Source organism: Paenibacillus sp. J22FR83, assembly GCF_059691955.1.
This window is the reverse complement of sequence record NZ_JCAUAM010000007.1, coordinates 1-21,728: the sequence shown is the minus strand read 5'-3', so window position 1 is coordinate 21,728 and position 21,728 is coordinate 1. Positions and strand designations below refer to the sequence as shown.

At 41.9% G+C, this 21,728-nt stretch carries 19 protein-coding genes and 1 rRNA gene; 9 read left to right on the top strand and 11 right to left on the bottom strand.

Going from position 1 to position 21,728, the window contains the following annotated elements; genetic code table 11:
- The 11 genes from AC58PV_RS13825 to rpmH all read right to left on the bottom strand — a co-directional run bounded on the left by AC58PV_RS13825 (position 1) and on the right by rpmH (position 10,457).
- Entirely contained in the window at positions 1-1,149 is a 1,149-nt protein-coding gene (locus AC58PV_RS13825; RefSeq protein WP_497433103.1) for an aminotransferase class V-fold PLP-dependent enzyme, read from the bottom strand.
- A 188-nt stretch (positions 1,150-1,337) separates the two neighbouring features.
- On the bottom strand, positions 1,338-2,210 hold the full coding sequence (locus tag AC58PV_RS13820) for a ParB/RepB/Spo0J family partition protein (protein ID WP_497432817.1): 873 nt from the start codon (positions 2,208-2,210) through the stop codon (positions 1,338-1,340).
- A complete protein-coding gene (locus AC58PV_RS13815) occupies positions 2,207-2,965 on the bottom strand; it encodes a ParA family protein (protein ID WP_497432816.1) in 759 nt (252 codons plus the stop codon). Before AC58PV_RS13815 ends, AC58PV_RS13820 begins: the two co-directional genes overlap by 4 nt.
- Before the next feature lie 165 nt (positions 2,966-3,130).
- Positions 3,131-3,946 carry a nucleoid occlusion protein gene (gene noc / locus AC58PV_RS13810; RefSeq protein WP_497432815.1) on the bottom strand — a complete coding sequence of 272 codons (816 nt, stop codon included), beginning with the start codon at positions 3,944-3,946 and terminating at the stop codon, positions 3,131-3,133.
- 299 nt (positions 3,947-4,245) lie between these two features.
- Entirely contained in the window at positions 4,246-4,971 is a 726-nt protein-coding gene (rsmG, locus tag AC58PV_RS13805; protein WP_497432814.1) for a 16S rRNA (guanine(527)-N(7))-methyltransferase RsmG, read from the bottom strand.
- A gap of 4 nt (positions 4,972-4,975) precedes the next feature.
- The gene (mnmG, locus tag AC58PV_RS13800; protein WP_497432813.1) at positions 4,976-6,871 is read right to left on the bottom strand and encodes a tRNA uridine-5-carboxymethylaminomethyl(34) synthesis enzyme MnmG; all 1,896 of its coding nucleotides are present in this window, start codon (positions 6,869-6,871) and stop codon (positions 4,976-4,978) included.
- 46 nt (positions 6,872-6,917) lie between these two features.
- Complete coding sequence (mnmE, locus tag AC58PV_RS13795) at positions 6,918-8,294, bottom strand: tRNA uridine-5-carboxymethylaminomethyl(34) synthesis GTPase MnmE (protein ID WP_497432812.1); 1,377 nt, start codon at positions 8,292-8,294, stop codon at positions 6,918-6,920.
- A 74-nt stretch (positions 8,295-8,368) separates the two neighbouring features.
- Positions 8,369-8,986: an RNA-binding cell elongation regulator Jag/EloR gene (jag, locus tag AC58PV_RS13790; RefSeq protein WP_057314190.1), complete on the bottom strand. Its 618-nt coding sequence runs from the start codon at positions 8,984-8,986 to the stop codon at positions 8,369-8,371.
- Positions 8,983-9,756 (bottom strand): membrane protein insertase YidC, encoded by a 774-nt coding sequence (gene yidC / locus AC58PV_RS13785; RefSeq protein WP_068667027.1) that lies wholly within the window; start codon positions 9,754-9,756, stop codon positions 8,983-8,985. Before yidC ends, jag begins: the two co-directional genes overlap by 4 nt.
- 71 nt (positions 9,757-9,827) lie before the next feature.
- Positions 9,828-10,187 (bottom strand): ribonuclease P protein component, encoded by a 360-nt coding sequence (gene rnpA / locus AC58PV_RS13780; protein WP_497433102.1) that lies wholly within the window; start codon positions 10,185-10,187, stop codon positions 9,828-9,830.
- A gap of 135 nt (positions 10,188-10,322) precedes the next feature.
- Positions 10,323-10,457, bottom strand: coding sequence for a 50S ribosomal protein L34 (rpmH, locus tag AC58PV_RS13775; RefSeq protein ID WP_028557239.1), 135 nt, complete (start codon positions 10,455-10,457; stop codon positions 10,323-10,325).
- A gap of 623 nt (positions 10,458-11,080) precedes the next feature.
- Here rpmH and dnaA point away from each other — a divergent pair.
- The 9 genes from dnaA to AC58PV_RS13730 form a co-directional block, all read left to right on the top strand.
- A complete protein-coding gene (dnaA, locus tag AC58PV_RS13770) occupies positions 11,081-12,448 on the top strand; it encodes a chromosomal replication initiator protein DnaA (RefSeq protein WP_497432811.1) in 1,368 nt (455 codons plus the stop codon).
- 180 nt (positions 12,449-12,628) lie between these two features.
- On the top strand, positions 12,629-13,771 hold the full coding sequence (gene dnaN, locus AC58PV_RS13765; RefSeq protein ID WP_068667032.1) for a DNA polymerase III subunit beta: 1,143 nt from the start codon (positions 12,629-12,631) through the stop codon (positions 13,769-13,771).
- Between the two features lie 12 nt (positions 13,772-13,783).
- Positions 13,784-13,999: a S4 domain-containing protein YaaA gene (gene yaaA, locus AC58PV_RS13760; RefSeq protein WP_057314181.1), complete on the top strand. Its 216-nt coding sequence runs from the start codon at positions 13,784-13,786 to the stop codon at positions 13,997-13,999.
- Between the two features lie 25 nt (positions 14,000-14,024).
- Positions 14,025-15,143 (top strand): DNA replication/repair protein RecF, encoded by a 1,119-nt coding sequence (gene recF / locus AC58PV_RS13755; protein WP_497432810.1) that lies wholly within the window; start codon positions 14,025-14,027, stop codon positions 15,141-15,143.
- A gap of 5 nt (positions 15,144-15,148) precedes the next feature.
- Entirely contained in the window at positions 15,149-15,397 is a 249-nt protein-coding gene (gene remB, locus AC58PV_RS13750) for an extracellular matrix regulator RemB (RefSeq protein WP_056622698.1), read from the top strand.
- A 35-nt stretch (positions 15,398-15,432) separates the two neighbouring features.
- On the top strand, positions 15,433-17,349 hold the full coding sequence (gene gyrB, locus AC58PV_RS13745; RefSeq protein ID WP_497432809.1) for a DNA topoisomerase (ATP-hydrolyzing) subunit B: 1,917 nt from the start codon (positions 15,433-15,435) through the stop codon (positions 17,347-17,349).
- A gap of 49 nt (positions 17,350-17,398) precedes the next feature.
- Complete coding sequence (gyrA, locus tag AC58PV_RS13740) at positions 17,399-19,891, top strand: DNA gyrase subunit A (RefSeq protein WP_497432808.1); 2,493 nt, start codon at positions 17,399-17,401, stop codon at positions 19,889-19,891.
- 115 nt (positions 19,892-20,006) lie between these two features.
- The gene (locus AC58PV_RS13735) at positions 20,007-21,074 is read left to right on the top strand and encodes an HD-GYP domain-containing protein (protein ID WP_497433101.1); all 1,068 of its coding nucleotides are present in this window, start codon (positions 20,007-20,009) and stop codon (positions 21,072-21,074) included.
- A 361-nt stretch (positions 21,075-21,435) separates the two neighbouring features.
- Positions 21,436-21,728, top strand: a 16S ribosomal RNA gene (locus tag AC58PV_RS13730); the annotation flags it as partial.

Sequence of the window (21,728 nt, the reverse complement as noted above, 5' to 3'; positions counted from 1 at the left end):
CTACTTCGCATATTGCGCTTGAATCTCTTTGACAGCTTCAATGAGTGCTGCTATCTCTTCGTCCGTCGTAAAATATCCGATACTCGACCGCACAGCTCCCTTGGCCAAACTGCCGGCAACTTCATGTGCAAGTGGTGTACAATGATAACCCGAACGTACGGCAATTTGGAATGACTGATCAAGGATAAAAGCAACTTCCGATGAATCCACATCTCGAATATTAAAGGAAACGATTCCTGTTTTATTTTGTCCAAGCTTTGGCCCTAGAATCGTAACTCCTTCAATTCCCAGTAGCCCTTCCATTAATTGCTGCGTATGCGCCCATTCTTTCGCATGAATCTTGTCCACGGTTTCCGTCAGGACGAACTTCACACCTTCATTCAACCCAGCGATGCCTGGCGTGTTCTGCGTCCCTGCTTCATAGCGATCAGGCCGAACCGTCGGCTGGTGAATGGCTTCTGATTGACTGCCTGTACCACCATGCAGCAATGGTTCCAAATCAATATCCGGATGGATGTATAGTCCACCCGTTCCTTGAGGCCCCAGGAGCCCCTTGTGGCCTGGGAAGGCAAGCATGTCGATGTTCATATCTGCGACATGAATTGGCAGCACACCGGCGCTCTGAGCCGCGTCTACAAGCAGCTTCGCACCATGGCTTCTGCAGAGCTCCCCAATCTCGCCAATTGGCATAATCGTGCCAAGTAGGTTAGAGCTGTGAGTCACTACAACGAGTGTCGTATTGGAACGGAACGCTTCTTTCAACTCATTTAATTGCACATTCCCCTGCTCATCGTGTGTCAAATATGTTAGCTCAACACCTGCAGAGGCTTTTAAATATTCTAGCGGTCTTCTCACTGAGTTGTGTTCAACATGGGTACAAATCACATGATCACCAGGCTTAACAAACCCTTTGATCGCTTGGTTTAGTGCATGTGTTGTATTGAGTGCAAATGAAATATCATTTGGGTTTTTCACACCGAATAACTTAGCTAGATTCTTCCTTGCCTCGAACAACGTACGGCTTGCCTTCACAGCCATCTGATGGCTGCCTCTGCCCGGATTAGCTGCATATTCCTGCATACATTGCATCATTGCATCCATCACCGCTGGTGGCTTGGGCCACGAGGATGCTGCTTGGTCGAAATACATAACGTCTTTCAAATCTCCAGCCCCTTTCGAGAGATCCCTACTCGCTATCACTTTGAAAACTTTCTATCAATTATATTGGTCAAAAGATAGCATATCTTAGTTTGTTCCTTCTGTTCAAAATAAAAACATAGGAGACAGTCCGTTCACAATTAATGAACAGACAGCCTCCATAGGTACGCTAGCAATTTCTAAGAGATTTTACCTTGCAACAATTCCAGCAGGCGGTTGAGATCGTCTTTTGAATAATAGAGCAACTCGATCTTGCCTTTATCCTGCTGACTCTTAATTTTCACGGATGTCCGATAAATGTCTCGCAATTGCTCTTCTGCTTGATTAATATACGGATCTCTATTCTTTTCTTTTTGTTTTGCCTTTTCCTTCTCAGGACCAGGTGGCTCCTCAAGCATCTTAATTGCTTCTTCAAGCTCTCTTACACTCCACTGTTTAGAGATCGTTGATTCTGCAAGTTCTTTCTTAACCTTATCGTCCTTCACACCAACAATTGCTCTCGCATGTCCCATGGATAATGTTCCACGTGAAACATATTGTTTAATCGATTCAGGAAGAGTAAGCAATCTTAGGAAATTGGCGATATGCGATCTACTCTTACCAACTTTCGCTGAAAGCTCTTCTTGTGTCAGAGAGAACTGATCAATGATACCTTGGTATGCAAAAGCGATCTCAAGTGCATTAAGATCCTCACGTTGCACATTTTCAATCAATGCAATTTCCATCACTTGCTGATCAGAAAGAATGCGTTCAACCGCAGGGATGGTTGGCGTTCCTGCAACTTGCGAAGCACGGAAACGACGCTCACCTGCAATGATCTCGTAGCCTTTAAGAACTTTCCGAACAATGATGGGTTGAATAACGCCATGCTCCTTGATCGACTCTGAAAGTTCCTTGATACTATCTTCATTAAAATGCTTTCTAGGCTGATAGGGATTGGCTCTCAATTGTGCCAGTGGAATCTGAATGACTTTATCGCTCTCATCAATATGCAAGGATGTGATTAATGCGTCTAATCCTTTACCTAAACCTTTAGAGAGGCCTTTGGTCATACCGAGATCACTTCCTTAGCGAGTTCTAAATAAACTTCTGCGCCTTTTGATCTAGGATCATACGTGATAATGGATTGCCCATGACTCGGCGCTTCACTCAAACGTACATTCCGAGGAATGATCGTTTGATAGACCTTTGTTTGGAAATACTTTTTAACTTCTTCAATAACCTGAATACCAAGATTCGTCCTTGCATCAAACATCGTCAATAGTACGCCTTCAATTTGAAGCCCTGTATTTAAATGCTTTTGCACCAAACGCACCGTGTTCAGAAGTTGGCTTAAACCTTCTAATGCGTAGTATTCACATTGAATGGGAATGATGACGGAATCCGCGGCAGTTAAAGAGTTGATCGTTAAAAGGCCAAGTGATGGAGGGCAATCTATCAAAATATAATCATATAAGTGTTTGACAAGTTGAAGTGATTTCTTTAATCGAACTTCTCTTGAAATGGTTGGAACCAATTCAATTTCTGCACCAGCCAATTGAATCGTCGCTGGAACAATTTTGAGATTCGGTACATTCGTATCAAACGTCGCATCTTTGGGATGCACATCATTAATCAAGACATCGTAGATGCAATTTGTAACATCAGCTTTATTAACACCAATACCACTTGTTGTGTTCCCTTGGGGGTCAATATCAACCAAAAGAACGCGTTTTCCAAGCGAAGCTAATGAAGCGCCTAGATTCACAGAAGTCGTCGTCTTGCCGACGCCACCCTTCTGATTCGTTATTGCAATAATTTTAGACAAAACCATTTCACCTCTATCGCTTATGTTCCATAATGCTATTTAACAAGCAGTAGTACTATCTTACCATATCTATCAACCAGTTACCTTATGAATATTTGATAGATTCGTGCCATTACATGCAAAAAAAACGGCTTGCGCCGTTTTTAGGTAAGAGGAATGCCTAAATTATCGCTTAGGTATCTTAATTATAATTTCATAATGATCTTCATGATCTTGTTCGGACTTATCAATATTTAATCCCGAACTCGTGACCATTTCTACTGATTGTCTGATCGTATTCAAAGCAAGCCTTACATCTTTGGTAAAAGATACACGACGCGTCTTCTTCAGCTTAGCAGCTTCTTTCAAGAAGCTAATTTTAATTTCCGTTTGCTTTACGTTTAATTCTTTCGTAATGATCTCTTCTAGTAACTTTACTTGTTGCTCTTCTTGATCAAGAGCTAGTAAAGCGCGTGCATGACGTTCCGTAATTTTGCGTTCCATAAGAGCTAGTTTAACAGGTTCGGACAATTGCAATAAACGGATCTTATTCGCAATGGTAGACTGACTTTTTCCCAAACGCTGTGCAAGACTCTCTTGGGTAAGGTCGTGCATCTCTATCAATTGATGGTAAGCTGCAGCCTCTTCAATCGCAGTAAGTCCTTCACGCTGCAGATTTTCAATAAGGGCAATCGATGCCGCTTGTGAATCATTAAAGTCCCGAACAATAGCTGGTATTGTATCAAGCCCTAGCTTTTTCACAGCACGTAAACGTCTTTCGCCTGCGATCAATTCAAATGTATTATTTTTGACTCGAACAACAATGGGTTGAATGATACCATGCGTTCGAATGGTTTGACATAGTTCATCAATTCGATCATCATCGAATAAAGTTCTTGGCTGATAGGGACTTGGAATAATACTATTTACGGGTATGTTTTTGACCTCATCCGTCGTCGAACGATCTGCAAGGCCAAATAGCTTCGATATTTGTTCTTTCATAGGAAAACTTACCACCAACTCTTCCCGTAGTTTAAGCGATCAGTACAGTTACAATAAACGGACACAACGTCTGTACAAGGTAAAAAGATCTTTTCGCCATTCCGAGACGATGTCATTCATGCTGTCTGATTCTAGTAAATTTAATCTATCAATTGCGCATATCCAACAACATCACAAATAAAAGGTAAGGCGAAGCCAGTAAATGAATGGCTTTCACCTTATATAAGTATTCTCCATCGAAGGCCAAATTCCTTCTAATAACAGGAAAGCTGCCAGATGTTTCACGTGAAACATTTGTGTTATTTGAAGAGAGGTTCCTTTAAAGGTAGTCCCGCTTTTCTAGGATATTTCGCTGGCGTAGCAGCTGTTTTCTGAATTTCTACAAAGTGTCTTACCGATTCTTCAATAGGCAAAATCATCCGATAAACCTTCGTTACTTTACCCCGTAGCTCTACTAGACTGAAAGATGAGTCTTTAATCTCATCATCCACTTCAGAACCTTTCATCGCGATGAAAGTACCTCCACTTTTAGCAAATGGAAGACAGAACTCATTAAGTACTTGCAGTTTCGCAACAGCTCTAGCTGTTACAAGATCAAACCTGTCACGATACCGAGGTAATCTAGCAATATCCTCTGCTCTACCGTGAACACAATCCATCTCACTTAAGCCGAGTTGAGAAACAATTTCTTTTAAGAATAAAATACGTTTATTCAATGAATCAACAATAGTAACCTGAAGATGAGGAAAGGCAATTTTAAGAGGTATGCTAGGAAATCCTGCTCCGGATCCGATATCAGCAAGTGTATTAACCTTCCCCATATCGAAATTGAACGCCACAGAAAGAGAATCATAGAAATGTTTCAGATAAACTTGATCTCTCTCTGTGATACCAGTTAAATTCATTTTTTCGTTCCACTCTACGAGCGTCTTGTAGTACTGTTCAAACTGCTCTAGCTGTCTCGTAGAAAGTGTAATGTTCTCTTGAGATAATAACGCTATGAATTGTTGCTGAATAGCATCCATATCTTTAACCTCTAGCCGCTATGACTCTATTGTAATGTTCGAGATAAACAAGCAAGATCGAAATATCCGATGGTGTAACCCCGCTGATTCGTGACGCTTGACCAATTGAGATCGGGCGAATTTTGGCTAGTTTTTGTTTCGCTTCGGTTGCAATCCCATGAATCTCACTGTACTCAATATCATCCGGGATTTTTTTCTTTTCCATTTTGCGTAGACGCTCAACCTGATTGCTTTGCTTTTCAATATATCCGGCATATTTAACTTGAATGCCAACTTGTTCCTTCATATCTTCATCCAAGTCAAAAGGAGACACAGTCATCTGTTCAATATGTTTGTACTCAATCTCAGGACGGCGCAATAAGGAAATCGCGGGTACTGAGTTTGTTAACTCCACACTTTCCAAGCTTTGTAGTAATTCTTGAACATGAGGCTCTGGCCTCACCTTCACTTCAGATAGACGTTCGATTTCTTGCTCGATTAAAGATTTTTTATTTAAAAACCTTGCGTAGCGCTCTTCAGAAATCAATCCAATTTCATGGCCAATAGGCGTCAAACGAAGATCAGCATTATCATGACGAAGCAACAAGCGATACTCTGCGCGAGAAGTAAGCAAGCGATAGGGCTCACTCGTACCTTTCGTTACAAGATCATCGATAAGAACGCCAATGTAGCCTTCCGAACGATCTAATACAATGGCTTCCTTCTCTTGGACTTTACGCGCTGCATTAATACCAGCCATTACACCTTGACCGGCTGCCTCTTCATATCCAGAAGTTCCATTAATTTGCCCAGCTGTAAATAATCCACTAACAAGCTTCGTTTCCAATGATGGTTTCAATTGCGTTGGTACTACCGCGTCATACTCGATCGCATAGCCCGTCCGCATCATTTCTACTTTCTCCAACCCAGGAATAGAACGAAGAATGCCCAGCTGTACATCTTCCGGCATACTCGTAGATAGACCTTGGACATAATACTCTGACGTACTGTGACCTTCTGGTTCTAAGAAAATTTGATGCTTCGGCTTATCGCTGAAACGTACAATTTTATCTTCAATCGAAGGACAATATCTAGGACCCGTCCCTTCAATCGCACCAGAGAACATCGGAGCACGATGCAAATTGTCATTAATAATCTGATGAGTTTCGGCAGATGTATAAGTCAACCAGCATGGAAGCTGCTCATTATGATTGGAACCGTACTTCGTTTCGAAAGAGAAGAACTTCGGTTGCTCGTCACCAGGTTGAATTTCCGTTTTACTAAAATCAATCGTATCTTTATGAACACGAGGAGGCGTACCTGTTTTGAACCGAACAAGTTCGAACCCTAACTTCCGTAAACACTCGGATAATTTAACGGATGGTTGTTGATTATTAGGCCCACTCTCGTACATCAGTTCGCCCATGATGACTTTCCCCCGCAAATACGTACCCGTTGTCAGTACAACTGACTTTGCATAATACTCAGCACCTGTCTTGGTGATAAGCCCTTTACAAACACCATTCTCAACGATCAACTCTTCAGCCATCCCTTGACGTAAAGTCAAATTAGGTGTTGCTTCGATTGTTTCTTTCATTTTGTGCTGATACGAAAATTTATCGGCCTGCGCGCGCAGTGCATGAACAGCAGCACCCTTGCCTGTATTCAACATACGAAGTTGAATGTATGTTTTATCAATGTTGCGGCCCATCTCACCACCAAGCGCATCAATCTCCCGAACAACGTGTCCTTTCGCTGGACCACCGATGGATGGGTTACAAGGCATGAAAGCAACCATATCTAAATTGATCGTTAGTAGCAACGTATTACAACCCATGCGAGCCGAAGCTAACGCGGCCTCACAACCTGCATGGCCTGCACCGATAACGATAACGTCATAATCTCCTGCGTGATATCCCATAGAAACGTCCCTCCCTCTTTTATGAAAATGAAAATGCTGTCGATTTTCATTTTCCTAAGCAGAATTGTGTAAAAATTTGATCGATTAGGGATTCACCTACAGAATCACCGATAATCTCCCCCAACTGCTCCCAAGCAGCTCGGATATCAATTTGAATCATATCAATCGGCACATATTGCTCATTCGCATCCAAGGCATCCTGCAAAGAACGCTTGGCTTGCTTCAACAAAGAAATATGGCGAACATTACTCACATAGGTTAAATCACTGGATTCGAGCTTTCCTTCAAAGAAAATCGCTGCGATCGCTTTTTCCAAATCCTCAATTCCTTTATTCTCAACCAGGGAAAGTTCCACAATACGTTCTTGCGCGAAATAGCTAAGCACCTGTTCTACATCTAGTTTGCGTTCCAAATCAATCTTATTCAGAATAACGATGGTTTGCTTATCAGCCAACTGCTTCATTAATGCAATCTCGTCGAGCTGCAGCTCATCGTTACTATTCAACACCAGTAGAATGAGATCGGCTTCTGCTAACGCAGTCTTTGAACGTTCCACACCAATTTGTTCGACAATATCCGAAGTTTCACGAATTCCCGCTGTATCCAGCAGCTTCAACGGAATGCCACCAATATTAACAAACTCCTCGATAACATCTCGTGTTGTACCTGGGATATCCGTAACAATGGCTCGATTCTCTTGAGCTAATTCATTTAACAAGGAAGACTTCCCAACATTAGGTTTGCCGACAATTGCCGTCTCAATGCCTTCACGCAATATCTTACCTTGTTCTGCGGTCACCAATAAACGATCAATCTCCAACATGACCGTATCACACTTCGTCTTAATGAAAGCATTCGTCATTTCCTCTACATCATGTTCAGGGTAGTCAATATTGACCTCAACATGAGCCATCAACTCCACCAAAATATAACGCAAATGCTTTATCTGTTTGGATAAATTGCCTTCCACCTGCTTCAAAGCTACCTTAAAAGCTCGATCCGATTTTGCTCGAATTAAGTCAATAACCGCTTCTGCTTGTGTTAAGTCAATACGACCATTCAAGAAAGCGCGCTTAGTAAACTCACCGGGTTCTGCTAAGCGAACCCCTTGTACTAGCAGTAAATCAAGTACTTTCTTAACGGAGACAATGCCTCCGTGACAACTAATTTCAACAACATCCTCCATGGTGAAGGATCGTGGGGCTTTCATTAACGTAACTAGAACCTCCTCTACCTTTTCGGCGGAAGCAGGTTCTATAATGAATCCATAATGTACCGTATGCGTGTCAGCAACAGATAATTTCGTTTTGGAGCGGAAAATACGTTCAACGTATGTGACTGATTCCTCGCCGCTCACACGAATAACCGCTATCCCACCCTCACCCAGCGGTGTAGAAATAGCAGCAATCGTATCATTTAACATAGTATTTGCACCTCGAATTTACCTCATTCTAAAGAAAAAGCAATGACATATGAACCAAGTCATTGCGATCTGTGTTATTTAACAGCGATGACAACCCGACGATTCGGTTCCTCGCCTTTACTGTATGTTTTGATAACGGGATGCCCTTGTAATTCAGCATGAATAATCTTACGTTCCTGCGAATTCATCGGCTCCAAAATAACTTCTTTTTTCGACTTGATCACGCGATTAGCCAGCCTTAACGCCAGCTCTTCCAACGTCTTCTTCCGTCGATCACGGAAATTCTCCGCATCTAAGATGATGCGGAAATGAGAATTCGCATAACGATTACCAACAATATTAACTAAATACTGAAGCGCATCGAGTGTTTGTCCTCTTTTTCCGATCAAAATACCTAATTCCGAGCCACTCATGTTCAAGATATAGCCTTCACGATCTTTATGTGTATCTATGGTGATGGAAATTTGCATCGCTTCGAACATATCTTGTAAGAAAGCTATCGCTTCCTCAAGTGGATCGGGTATCAATTCGAGCTCAACCTTCGCAACTCTGGATCCAATAAACCCGAACAACCCTCGTGAGGGCTGTTCCAAAATATGAATATGTACACGATCCTCCGAAACTTGCCATTGATCTAGACCAGACTTAACTGCTAGCTCAATTGTCTTTCCAGTCACCACGATTTTCTTCATTTCGACAGGCCACCCTTATTATTTTGAGATCCAGGCTTTTTTTGTGAACCAGGAGCACCATAGATGAAATAAGACTGAACGATTGTGAAAATGTTACCGTAAATCCAGTATAACGGAAGTGCCGATGCAAAATTCATGGACATAACGAAAATCATGACCGGGAAAATGTACATTAAGCTCTTCATTTGTTGATTCATTTGGGAAGACATAAACATTTGTTGAATGAACGTCGTAGCCGCGGCAATCAAAGGTAGGATATATAAGTGATCCGGTTTACCGAGATTCAACCATAGGAACGTGTGCTCATGGATCTCTTGGTTACGCATAATCGCTTGGTAAAGAGCAATTAGAATTGGCATTTGCACGATGATTGGAAAACAACCAGCTAACGGATTAACACCATTCTGTTGAAATAGCTTCATCGTCTCTTCTTGTTGTTTTTTTGCATCATCTTTATATTTCTCTTTAAGCTTCTTCATTTCAGGCTGCAGATCCTGCATCCGTTTGGAGCTTTTGTATTGCTTAAGCGTAAGCGGCAAAATAATCAATCGAATAATCAATGTAACAACCAAAATGGATAATCCATATTGACCCCATAGATGATCGGCGAACCAGTCAAGCGTTTGTGAAAGCGGGTACGTAAAGTACTTCGTAAAAAAATTAGCCGTGTTTAGATCGATTGGCGCAGATGCTGCGTTTGACGGGCTACATCCGGACAAAAGTAAAATCACCGAAGAAAGTGCTACTAGCATATAAATTCGACGAGTCAAAATGAGATCCTCCTAAATGTCTTTTCCAAGATAAACTATAACACATCTTCAGTCCGCAAGGAAATATTGCATTACTTTTTCATAGCGTCATTTTTTTTATATAAAGAAGCTTTACGAATGACATGCCAGATACTCTTCTCCATGTCCGCATAAGCCATATCAACAACCGGTTTTCTAGCCAGCAAAATATAGTCGTACTGAGGTGTCATATGTTCTTTTTTCAAACGAATAATTTCCTTCATCATTCGCCTCAAACGATTACGTACAACCGCATTCCCAATCTTTTTGGAAACGGAAACCCCGAACCGAAAATCTTCTGCTTTAGGCTGCGCCAAATAATATAGAACAAACTGCTGATTGGCCATCGATTTCCCATAGCGATACACCTTACTAAAGTCTTCTCTTTTTGCTAACCGATATTGTTTCTCCACAGCCATGTACACTCCAGACAGATCACATTCATTAGTTGAAAGAACACTACATATCTAATCTAGTTTTAACAAAACCAGTTCAATGTAAACCGTACAGCAATATGCAAAAAAAAAAGCCCCTTTCGGAGCCTCTTCTTACGCGCTAAGAACTTTTCTTCCTTTAAGACGACGAGCTTGTAGAACTTTACGACCGTTCTTCGTGCTCATTCTTTTACGGAAACCATGGTTCTTCTTACGCTTTCTCGTATTCGGGTTAAATGTTGGACCCATCTATAGCACCTCCCTACCTGGCTGAGGATATCCATCCTACAAAATTTCTACTACTCATTAAATCATTTTCACAGAAGAAAGTCAACCTACCCAAGTGTGCAGTATTTGGAGTGCGGATCACCTCAGCAACGGTCAAAAGAATAAGCTGTGTATAAAGTTTTGACGAGAAAGAACTAACTTTGTCGAAAATCAACATAATATCAACAATATCTTGTGTTGTGAACAATTTCTACCCACAACTTGTTGTTATTGTGGATAATGCGAAACAATCCGTTGATTAACAAGGTATCTTTTGTTAAGATAGTAATGTTTCTGCTGTGGATATACAGCACTAATCCTCTAAGTTATCAACAACCTGTGGATAACAATGTGCACAAACTTCCCTCTACAAGAATAAGTCATTTCATCGGATCCTTAGTAATGTGGATAAAACCGACAAAAGTCATCCTTTTCTGACCCCTCCGACGCTAGATTCTTTTAGACGATATTTGGGTACACTATATGCTAACTACCAATTCTTCGAGATCCCTACGTGAATTGTTTCTTTCACGTTTTATCCATAAATCATAACCATGTATTCCTTGGCCTATGCCACATGTTTGATTCAAAAGGAGTGAAGTACTGTGGAAGGCCATTCTACGGACCTTTGGCAACAAATCTTAACGATTATTCAAACCAAACTCAGTAAACCAAGTTTCGACACTTGGCTCAAATCGACGAAGGCCACTGTATTCAACGATTCGACAGTCATTATTTGTGCACCTAATAATTTTGCGCAGGAGTGGCTAGAGAGTAGATACACGAAGCTAATCGAAGGAACGATCTATGATTTTACGGGAAAGCATGTATCCGTTAAATTCGTCATCGAGACCGAAGAACAGAAATCGCAATCGTTGCAAGCTGTTCAACCGGTTGTCATTCCCCCCAAAGGTCCAGCGATTGTTGCTGGTGAAGAAAACTTTACAAGTATGATGAACGCCAGGTACACATTTGATACTTTCGTCATCGGATCTGGTAACCGATTTGCTCACGCTGCATCCCTTGCAGTAGCTGAAGCGCCGGCAAAAGCGTATAATCCCCTTTTCTTATATGGGGGCGTTGGACTAGGTAAAACTCATCTCATGCACGCGATCGGACACTATGTACTCGAACATAACCCAGGTTCTCGGGTTCTATATATATCTTCCGAAAAGTTTACGAATGAATTTATCAATGCCGTCCGTGATAATCGCGGGGAAGGATTTCGTAACAAATACCGAACCATTGATGTATTGCTCATCGATGATATTCAATTTCTTGCGGGGAAAGAAGGAACGCAGGAAGAGTTTTTCCACACATTTAACGCGCTTCATGAAGAAGGAAAACAAATTATTATCTCAAGTGATCGTCCGCCAAAAGAAATTCCAACCCTGGAAGATCGCTTACGGTCACGATTCGAATGGGGACTTATTACGGATATTCAACCGCCAGATTTAGAAACACGTATCGCGATTCTACGCAAAAAGGCTAAAGCCGAGAATCTCGAGATTCCGAATGAAGCTATGATCTATATCGCAAACCAGATTGATACGAACATTCGAGAGTTAGAAGGTGCATTAATACGTGTAGTCGCCTACTCCTCCCTTATTAATCAAGATATTAGCGTCCATTTAACAGCTGAAGCGCTGAAAGACATTATCCCTTCGAATCGACCAAGAGTCATTACGATACAGGATATTCAGCAGCGAGTTGGAGAATTCTATGGTTTAAAGCTCGAGGATTTCAAAGCGCGTAAACGCACCAAAGCCGTGGCTTTCCCGAGGCAGGTAGCGATGTACCTTGCAAGGGAGCTCACAGACTTCTCATTGCCGAAAATCGGAGATAATTTTGGGGGTCGCGATCATACGACCGTCATACATGCGCATGAGAAAATCGTACAACAGCTCAAGGTCGATCAAGAATTATATAAGATTGTCCATAACTTAACGGAACGTATCAAAAACCCCTCTTAATAACATCGCTTTTTTCATAAGCCTATGCACAAACTATTCACATGTGGATAGGCTTGCTCTATCTAAGGTTCATCCACATATCCACATATCCAGTGCCCCTACTGCTATTACTAATAAAGAATGTTATTATATAATGATTATGCTAACGCATCGTAAAAAAAGAACTGCAGGAGTGAAGTCATGAAATTAACTATCCTTAAAGACCATTTAATTGAATCCATTGGTCACGTTTCCAAAGCCATATCCTCTCGAACGACGATACCCATTCTTACAGGGATCAAAATAGATGCAACCTTAAGCGGTGTTACACTGACGGCTAGTGATACCGACATTTCGATTCAAAGCTTTACAGCAAGTGAAAACAGCACAATTAAAATTATTGAACTTATTCAAGCTGGGAGTGTTGTACTTCCCGCTAAATTTTTCGTTGAAATTATCCGTAAGCTGCCAGCACAACTTATTGAGATCGAGGTAAAAGCAAACTTCCAAACGATCATTCGTTCAGGTTCTTCCGAGATTCAAATCATGGGATTAGATCCAGACGAGTATCCGCTGCTTCCTGAAATCGAAGAAAGCAAAATGCTTCGCCTTCCAAGCGACTTGCTTAAAACCATGATTAAACAAACGTCGTATGCGGTTTCAACGAATGAATCAACACCTATTCTTACAGGGGTTCTTTGGAACATTTCGGGTGATAAATTGAAATTTATCGCATGCGATCGACATCGCCTGGCAAGTAGAGAAGTCACTGTTGATAATGAGCAAGCACAAAACCTGCCTAATATCGTGATTTCAGGACGTACGCTGAATGAATTAAGCAAAATTTTACCTGATCAAAACACCCTTATAGATATAGTTATTGCGGACAACCAAGTTTTATTCAAAATTCAATCGATTTTATTTTATTCGCGTATTTTAGATGGCACTTACCCCGATACGTCTAAGCTCATTCCACAATCGTTCCAAACCGAAATGGTTGTTCCAACGAAGGAATTGGCCGAAGCGATCGATCGTGCGTACCTTCTTTCCAAAGAGGACAAAACCAATATTGTTAAGATGATGATGCTAGAAGATAAAACCATCGAAATCTCATCCAGCTCCTCCGAACTTGGCAAAGTAACCGAACAAATAGCCCTGCAGCATATCGTAGGTGATTTACTTAAGATTTCGTTTAACTCCAAATATATGTTGGATGCACTTAAAGTACTCGACTCCGAGTTTATCCAAATTGGATTCACGGGAGCTATGCAGCCGATCATTATGAAACCGCAAGATTCTACGAGTATTTTACAGTTAATATTGCCATACCGAACAACGAATTAAGGGAGCGCTCCGATGAAACAAATAGTTATCAACACTGCATATATCACGCTGGGGCAGTTTCTGAAATTGTCAGACTGCATATCCACAGGTGGACAAGCAAAATTTTTCGTTGTGGAAACCAAAATTGAAGTGAACGGGCAAGCTGAAAATCGCAGAGGTCGGAAACTTGTGCCGCAGGATATCGTTAAGGTAGAAGGTTTTGGACAATTCGAGGTCATAGGCTCCTGATCGGAACACAGGGGGATGATCGGCCATGTTTCTGAATAAACTCATACTCAGTCACTATAGAAATTACGATCATGTTGAATTGACAACATCGAATAACGTGAATATTTTCGTCGGGCCCAATGCGCAAGGTAAAACGAATTTATTGGAATCTATCTATGTGATGGCCATGACCAAATCGCATCGAACACACCAGGATAAAGAGCTGATTGGTTGGAATGGTGAACAAACGCTGCTGCATGCTGAGATTCAGAAATTGTACGGAAGTTGTAAACTGGATCTCTCCATCTCTTCCAAGGGGAAAAAAGCGAAGATTAATGGTCTTGAGCAAAAAAAACTTAGTAATTTTATTGGAGCACTGAACGTTGTTATGTTTGCGCCTGAGGATTTAGAGATCGTCAAAGGGACGCCTGGTATAAGACGACGTTTTCTTGATATGGAAATCGGTCAAGTTCAGCCATCCTATATTCATGACTTATCCCAGTATCAGAAAATATTGGTGCAACGGAACAATTATTTAAAGCAGAATTACCCTGGAAAAAGCACGCCTGACGCCATGTTGGACATTTGGAATGAACAATTAGCACAGTATGGTGTTAAAATTATGAAAAAGCGTCAAAACTTCATAAAGAAGCTTCAAAAATGGGCGGAGAACATCCACAGAGGAATAACCAACGATAGTGAATCGTTAGTCATCCGTTACTCCCCTTCTTTTGACATGGAGCCATTTGAAGATGAATCTGTTTTATTAAACCAATTTATGATAAAGTTATCTTTGGTGAAAGATCAGGAATTCCGAAGAGGCGTAACTTTAGTAGGCCCTCATCGTGACGATCTTCTCTTTTACATAAACGATAAAGAAGTCCAAACGTACGGTTCCCAAGGGCAGCAGCGTACAACCGCGCTATCACTCAAGCTAGCAGAAATTGAGCTCATTCATGAGGAAGTAGGCGAATATCCGCTGCTATTGCTAGATGATGTCCTATCGGAGCTGGATGAATATAGACAGACACAGTTAATACGCACGTTTCAGCAGAAAGTCCAAACGTTTATTACGACAACAGGTCTAGAGAGTGTTCATTTGGATCAACTGGATCATGCTTCCGTGTTTCATGTTTTGAAAGGAAATGTAAGCGGCAGGAGCTGAGGAGCATGTTTATTCATTTGGGTGGAGAGAAAATTATTAGAGCGTCTGAATTAATTGCTATATTTGATATTTCGATTGAGAAATCATCCAAAATATCAAAGCAGTTCATTGGGCAAGCAGTAAAGGATAAAAGAACAGAGCAAATTGGTGAGGAAGATTGCAAATCGCTAGTCGTTACCAAAAGTAAAGTCTACTATTCCCCCATTTCCTCAACCACGCTCAAGAAAAGAGCCAACCAGTTATTGACGAATTAACTTCTTTTAATATAAAAAAGCAGGTGAAGAGTAGCATGTCTGTGAATCAAAATGCGTACGATGACAGTCAGATTCAGGTTCTGGAAGGTTTAGAAGCCGTTCGCAAAAGACCGGGTATGTATATTGGTTCTACTAGTGCCCGAGGACTGCACCATCTCGTTTGGGAAGTTGTAGATAATAGTATCGACGAAGCTTTGGCCGGATTTTGTACAAAAATTGACGTTATTGTCCATAAAAATAATAGTGTTACTGTTATTGATAATGGGCGTGGTATTCCAGTTGGAGAAAATGCCAAGCTGAAAAGACCGACACTTGAAGTTGTACTTACCGTGCTCCACGCAGGTGGTAAATTCGGTGGCGAGGATTCCGGTTACAAAGTATCAGGTGGTTTGCACGGTGTAGGTATTTCCGTAGTTAATGCACTGTCTGAGCACTTAACGGTGCAAGTAAAGAATAAAGGCCAAATTCATCAACAAGAATACCGCCGCGGAACGCCGCAATATGATGTTAAGGTCGTAGGTGAAACCGAAGAAACGGGCACCACGGTTACGTTCCAACCGGATCCTGAGATTTTTAAAGAAACGGTTGAATACGATTTTGATACACTTCAATCTAGAATACGAGAGCTTGCTTTCTTGAATAAAGGCATCGAGATTAATCTAATTGATGAGCGTACAGATACGGTAGCAACCCATAGGTACGAAGGCGGTATTATGTCCTTTGTGCAGCATTTAAATCGCAATCGTGAAGTTGTCAATGAAGTTCCGATCTATGTAGAAGGCGCTAAGGATAACATTTCGATCGAAATTGCTCTCCAGTATAACGATAGCTATACCGAGAACATTTACTCCTTTGCTAATAATATCAATACACACGAGGGTGGAACGCACGAATCAGGCTTCAAAAGCGCGCTGACGCGGATCCTGAATGACTATGCTCGTAAAAATAATTCGATCAAAGAAAGCGATTCGAATCTTTCTGGGGATGATGTGCGCGAGGGTCTCGCTGCGATTATTTCTGTGAAAATTCCAGAGCCGCAGTTCGAGGGTCAAACGAAGACGAAACTAGGTAACAGTGAAGTTCGCGGTATTGTGGAATCACTTTTCGCAGAGAAATTGCAAGAATTCCTAGAGGAGAACCCAGCTGTTGCTCGTAAGATCCTTGAAAAAGGTATCCAAGCAGCTAGAGCAAGAGAAGCTGCGCGTAAAGCTAGAGAATTGACTCGCCGTAAGAGTGCCCTTGAAGTCAGTGCCCTGCCAGGTAAACTAGCAGATTGCTCTTCCAAAGACGCTTCGATCAGTGAGATTTACATTGTAGAAGGTGACTCTGCAGGTGGTTCAGCTAAGCAAGGTCGTGACCGACACTTCCAAGCGATTCTGCCTCTGCGTGGTAAAATTCTAAATGTTGAAAAAGCGCGCTTAGACCGCATTTTATCCAATACGGAAATTCGTGCGATGATTACGGCTTTCGGTACAGGAATCAGCGATGATTTCGATATTGCTAAAGCGCGTTATCACAAAATCATTATTATGACCGATGCCGACGTGGATGGTGCGCATATTCGGACATTGCTGCTCACCTTCTTCTACCGATACATGAAAAAGCTCATCGAGTCTGGCTATGTTTATATCGCACAGCCACCGCTCTTTAAGCTAGAACGCAATAAAACCGTTCGTTATGCCTATAACGAGAAGCAACGGGAAGCCATTATGCAAGAGTTTGGCGAAGGCGTCAAAGTCAACGTCCAAAGGTATAAAGGACTAGGGGAGATGAACCCGGAGCAATTATGGGAAACAACCATGGATCCAGAAAGCCGGACATTCTTGCAGGTGACAATCGAAGATGCGATTGAAGCAGATACACTTTTTGATTCATTGATGGGCGATAATGTAGAGCCTAGACGTGATTTTATCGAAGAACATGCAAAATACGTGAAAAATTTAGATATCTAACGTCAGTTCTTGACGTTGCCAACGATGTAAGCTTTCAGGAGGAACATTCATGAGCGAAGAATTACATTCGCAAGTCAAAGAAATTGACATTTCGACCGAAATGCGTACATCCTTCTTAGACTATGCGATGAGTATCATTGTCAGTCGCGCACTGCCAGATGTTAGAGACGGTCTAAAGCCGGTTCATCGTCGTATCTTGTTTGCGATGTCTGAGCTGGGTATGTCCCCAGATAAGCCATATAAGAAATCAGCGAGAATCGTTGGTGAAGTTATCGGTAAGTATCATCCGCATGGTGATACGGCCGTGTACGAAACGATGGTTCGGATGGCACAGGATTTCTCGCTTCGTTATATGCTTGTTGATGGTCATGGTAACTTCGGATCCATCGATGGTGACATGGCAGCAGCTATGCGTTATACGGAAGCACGTTTGTCCAAGATCGCGATGGAACTTCTTCGTGATATCAATAAAGAGACCATTGATTATGCGCCAAACTACGACGGAGAAGAACAAGAGCCTGTTGTTCTTCCGTCTCGTTTTCCTAACTTGCTCGTTAACGGAAGTTCAGGGATTGCCGTTGGTATGGCAACAAATATTCCACCACATAACCTGAGAGAGGTTATCGAGGGAATTCAGATGATGATCGAGAATCCGGACGTTACACCAATGGAGTTAATGACAGCCATTAAAGGGCCGGATTTCCCAACCGCTGGATTTATTCTTGGACGTGAAGGAATCAGACAAGCCTACTCCACAGGTAGAGGCTCCGTTACGATGCGTGCAAGAACGGTTATTGAAGAAAACAACAATAAAGCTAGAATTATCGTGAATGAGCTCCCGTATCAAGTAAATAAAGCAAGATTAGTAGAGAAGATTGCTGAGCTTGTACGTGAGAAAAAAATTGATGGAATTACCGATCTGCGAGATGAATCCGACCGTAACGGTATGCGCGTAGTAATTGAACTTCGACGCGATGTGAACCCGAACGTTGTGTTGAACAACTTGTTCAAACAAACAGCGATGCAATCGAATTTCGGTATTATTATGCTCGCACTCGTGAACGGAGAACCAAGAGTTCTGAATCTGCGTGAGATGCTGCATTACTACCTCAAGCATCAACAAGAAGTCATTCGCCGTAGAACTGAGTATGACTTACGCAAAGCGGAAGCTAGAGCACATATCTTAGAAGGTTTGCGCATTGCACTAGATCATCTGGATCAAGTCATCGCTCTCATTCGTGCTTCTAGAACAACCGACGAAGCTAGAGAAGGACTCATGTCGACATTCAGTCTGAGTCTAGATCAAGCGCAAGCGATTTTGGATATGCGCTTACAGCGTCTGACTGGTTTGGAACGTGAGAAAATAGAAGCTGAGTATGCTGAACTTATGAAGCGAATTGCTGAACTGAAAGCCATACTTGCCGATGAGAAGCTTATTTTGGCGATTATCAGTGAAGAGCTGAATGAAATCAAAGAGAAGTTCGGCGACGAGCGACGTTCGGAGATTACAGTCGGTGAAGAAAGCATTGAAGATGAAGACTTAATTCCACGTGAAGATGTCGTTATTACCATTACACACACGGGCTACATTAAGCGCCTACCGGTTACGACCTATCGGAACCAGAAGCGCGGCGGTCGCGGTGTTGTAGGTATGGATACGAAAGATAATGACTTTGTCGAACATTTGTTCGTAACGAATACCCATCATTATCTGATGTTCTTCACGAATAAAGGGAAAGTTTATCGCTTAAAAGCTTACGAGATTCCAGATTTGAGTCGTACAGCTCGTGGGACACCAATTATTAACCTGATTCAAATCGAACAAGGAGAAACCGTTAATGCGGTAATTCCTGTGGAGAGCTTTGAAACAGAACAATATCTTTTCTTTGCAACGAAACAAGGGGTTGTGAAGAAAACGCCAATTGATGATTATTCGAATATTCGTAAGGGCGGTCTAATCGCCATTAACTTACGGGAAGATGATGATCTCATTGGGGTTAAGCTGACGGACGGTAACCAAGGGATTATCATGGGGACCAAGCTAGGGATGTCCATTCACTTCCCAGAGAGCGATGTGCGTTCAATGGGCAGATCCGCTACGGGAGTAAAAGGTATTCATCTGGATGATGAGGATGCTGTCATCGATATGGACGTTGTTCATGAAGATAATAGTGTACTTATTGTAACGTCCAAAGGTTTCGGTAAGCGGACGCCTGTTTCTGAGTATCGCATTCAAACACGTGGCGGTAAAGGTATCAAAACTTTGAATGTCACGGAGAAGAACGGTCCGATTGTTGGTCTCAAAGTGGTGCAAGAAGATGAAGATCTGATGATTATTTCAGCATCCGGTACAGTTATTCGTACAAGCATGGACGGCATTTCTGTCATGGGACGCAATACGCAAGGTGTCCGTCTGATTAACATACGTGAAGATGATGAAGTAGGAACGTTGGCTCGCGTTCAGAAGAGTGAAGAACAGAACGAGTCTGAGGAAGACGGCGACTGGGAAGAGTCAGCAGAAGCGACAGAGTCAGAGGAATAAATAACTGCTATCGGTGTAAATTGATTATAGTAAAATGTAGGGATGGGGGCTTACAAACCCATCCTTTTTACTTTACAATATGAAGTATATGAAATAGTAAGGTGAGTGAATGATCGTGCCGACAGTAGCCGTTTCACAAATAAAATATGGTGAAAGATTAGGCGATAACGTTACAACTAAGATGGGAAATACACTTTTTCATAAAGGAAGAGTTATTCAGGAAAGAGAACTTGAAATTCTGAAAGCATTTCTCATTCCTTCCGTTAACATTGAGTCTAAGAATAGCAATGAACTAGAACAAGAGAGTGAAGAACCCAAAGTGAATGACGTTGAGGCTGTTCATCCTTTTTATTCTGAATATCAAAATATGGTTAAACTGCTTAAGCGAGTATTCCTTCTTGCTAATGGCGGACAGCAGCTTCCTATCTTAGAAATTCGTACAGGCCTCGAAACGCTAATTCGGCACATTGATGCTTACAAAGTTCTCACATTCACACCTAAGAATCGGAATCTACATGAGTATATTTATCATAAAAGTATTCTAGTGAGCTTAGCCTCGTATTCGTTAGCAAGATGGGCAGGTCTTCCGCAGAAGGATTTACTTCAAATCGCTATGGCAGGTCTACTTCACGATATTGGTACCAGCAAAGTAGATCGCACACTTTTGGAGAAGAAGAGTCCTTTAACTGCTGCAGAAATGGAAGAGATAAGACATCATACATTGATTGGTTATCAAATTCTTAAGAATATGTCAGGCATCAATGAAGGCGTGAAACTAACAGCCCTTCAGCATCATGAAAGAGAAGATGGTTCAGGCTATCCACTCGGCGTAAAGTCTGACAAGATTCATATCTACGCCAAAATTGTTGCCATCGCTGACATCTATAATGCGATGACGAATGAACGCTATTACAAATCTGCGCTATCACCTTACGTAGTATTAGAGCAGTTATTGAACGAATCATTTGGTAAAGTTGATCCAACACTTGTCCAAGTCTTTATGAACAAGTCCACACAAATTAGTAACGGGACGCTAGTCAAACTAAGCGATAACCGTGTAGGCGAAATCGTGTTCTCTGACCGTTCACATCCTACAAGACCGTGGGTTAATATCAATGGTACAATTGTTAACTTAACTGTTGAGAGGAATCTGTTCATACAAGATGTAATCGGCCATATCTAAAATGAGATAGTTAGCCTTACTCTCCTTGAGAGTGAGGCTTTTTACTACATAAGAAAATGCAAGTTAGTAAATCCAAAATTAATTGCAAATAAAGCTTGCAATCCTACCGGGTATTTGTTATATTACTCCTTGTCGCTTCGGCGGTCGAACAAAAGAACAAAAGAAATTAAAAAAAGTTCTTGCACTTGAATAGGCCGATGTGGTATATTGATCAAGTCGCCTTTGAGGGGCGAAGGATTAGTAGGGAAAACATTGATCTTTGAAAACTGAACAACGAGTGAGTAAGCAAATCGGTTGAGCAATCAACCATAAATGAGATTATTAATCTCGCTAGCATCAAAATGAGCAAGTCAGCTTTTCTATTATGGAGAGTTTGATCCTGGCTCAGGACGAACGCTGGCGGCGTGCCTAATACATGCAAGTCGAGCGGGTTTATCCTTCGGGATAAGCTAGCGGCGGACGGGTGAGTAACACGTAGGCAACCTGCCTTTAAGACTGGGATAACTATCGGAAACGATAGCTAAGACCGGATAACTGGTACTCTCGCATGAGAGAATCATAAAACACGGAGCAATCTGTGGCTTGAAGATGGGCCTGCGGCGCATTAGCTAGTTGGTGAGGTAACGGCTCACCAAGGCGACGATGCGTAGCCGA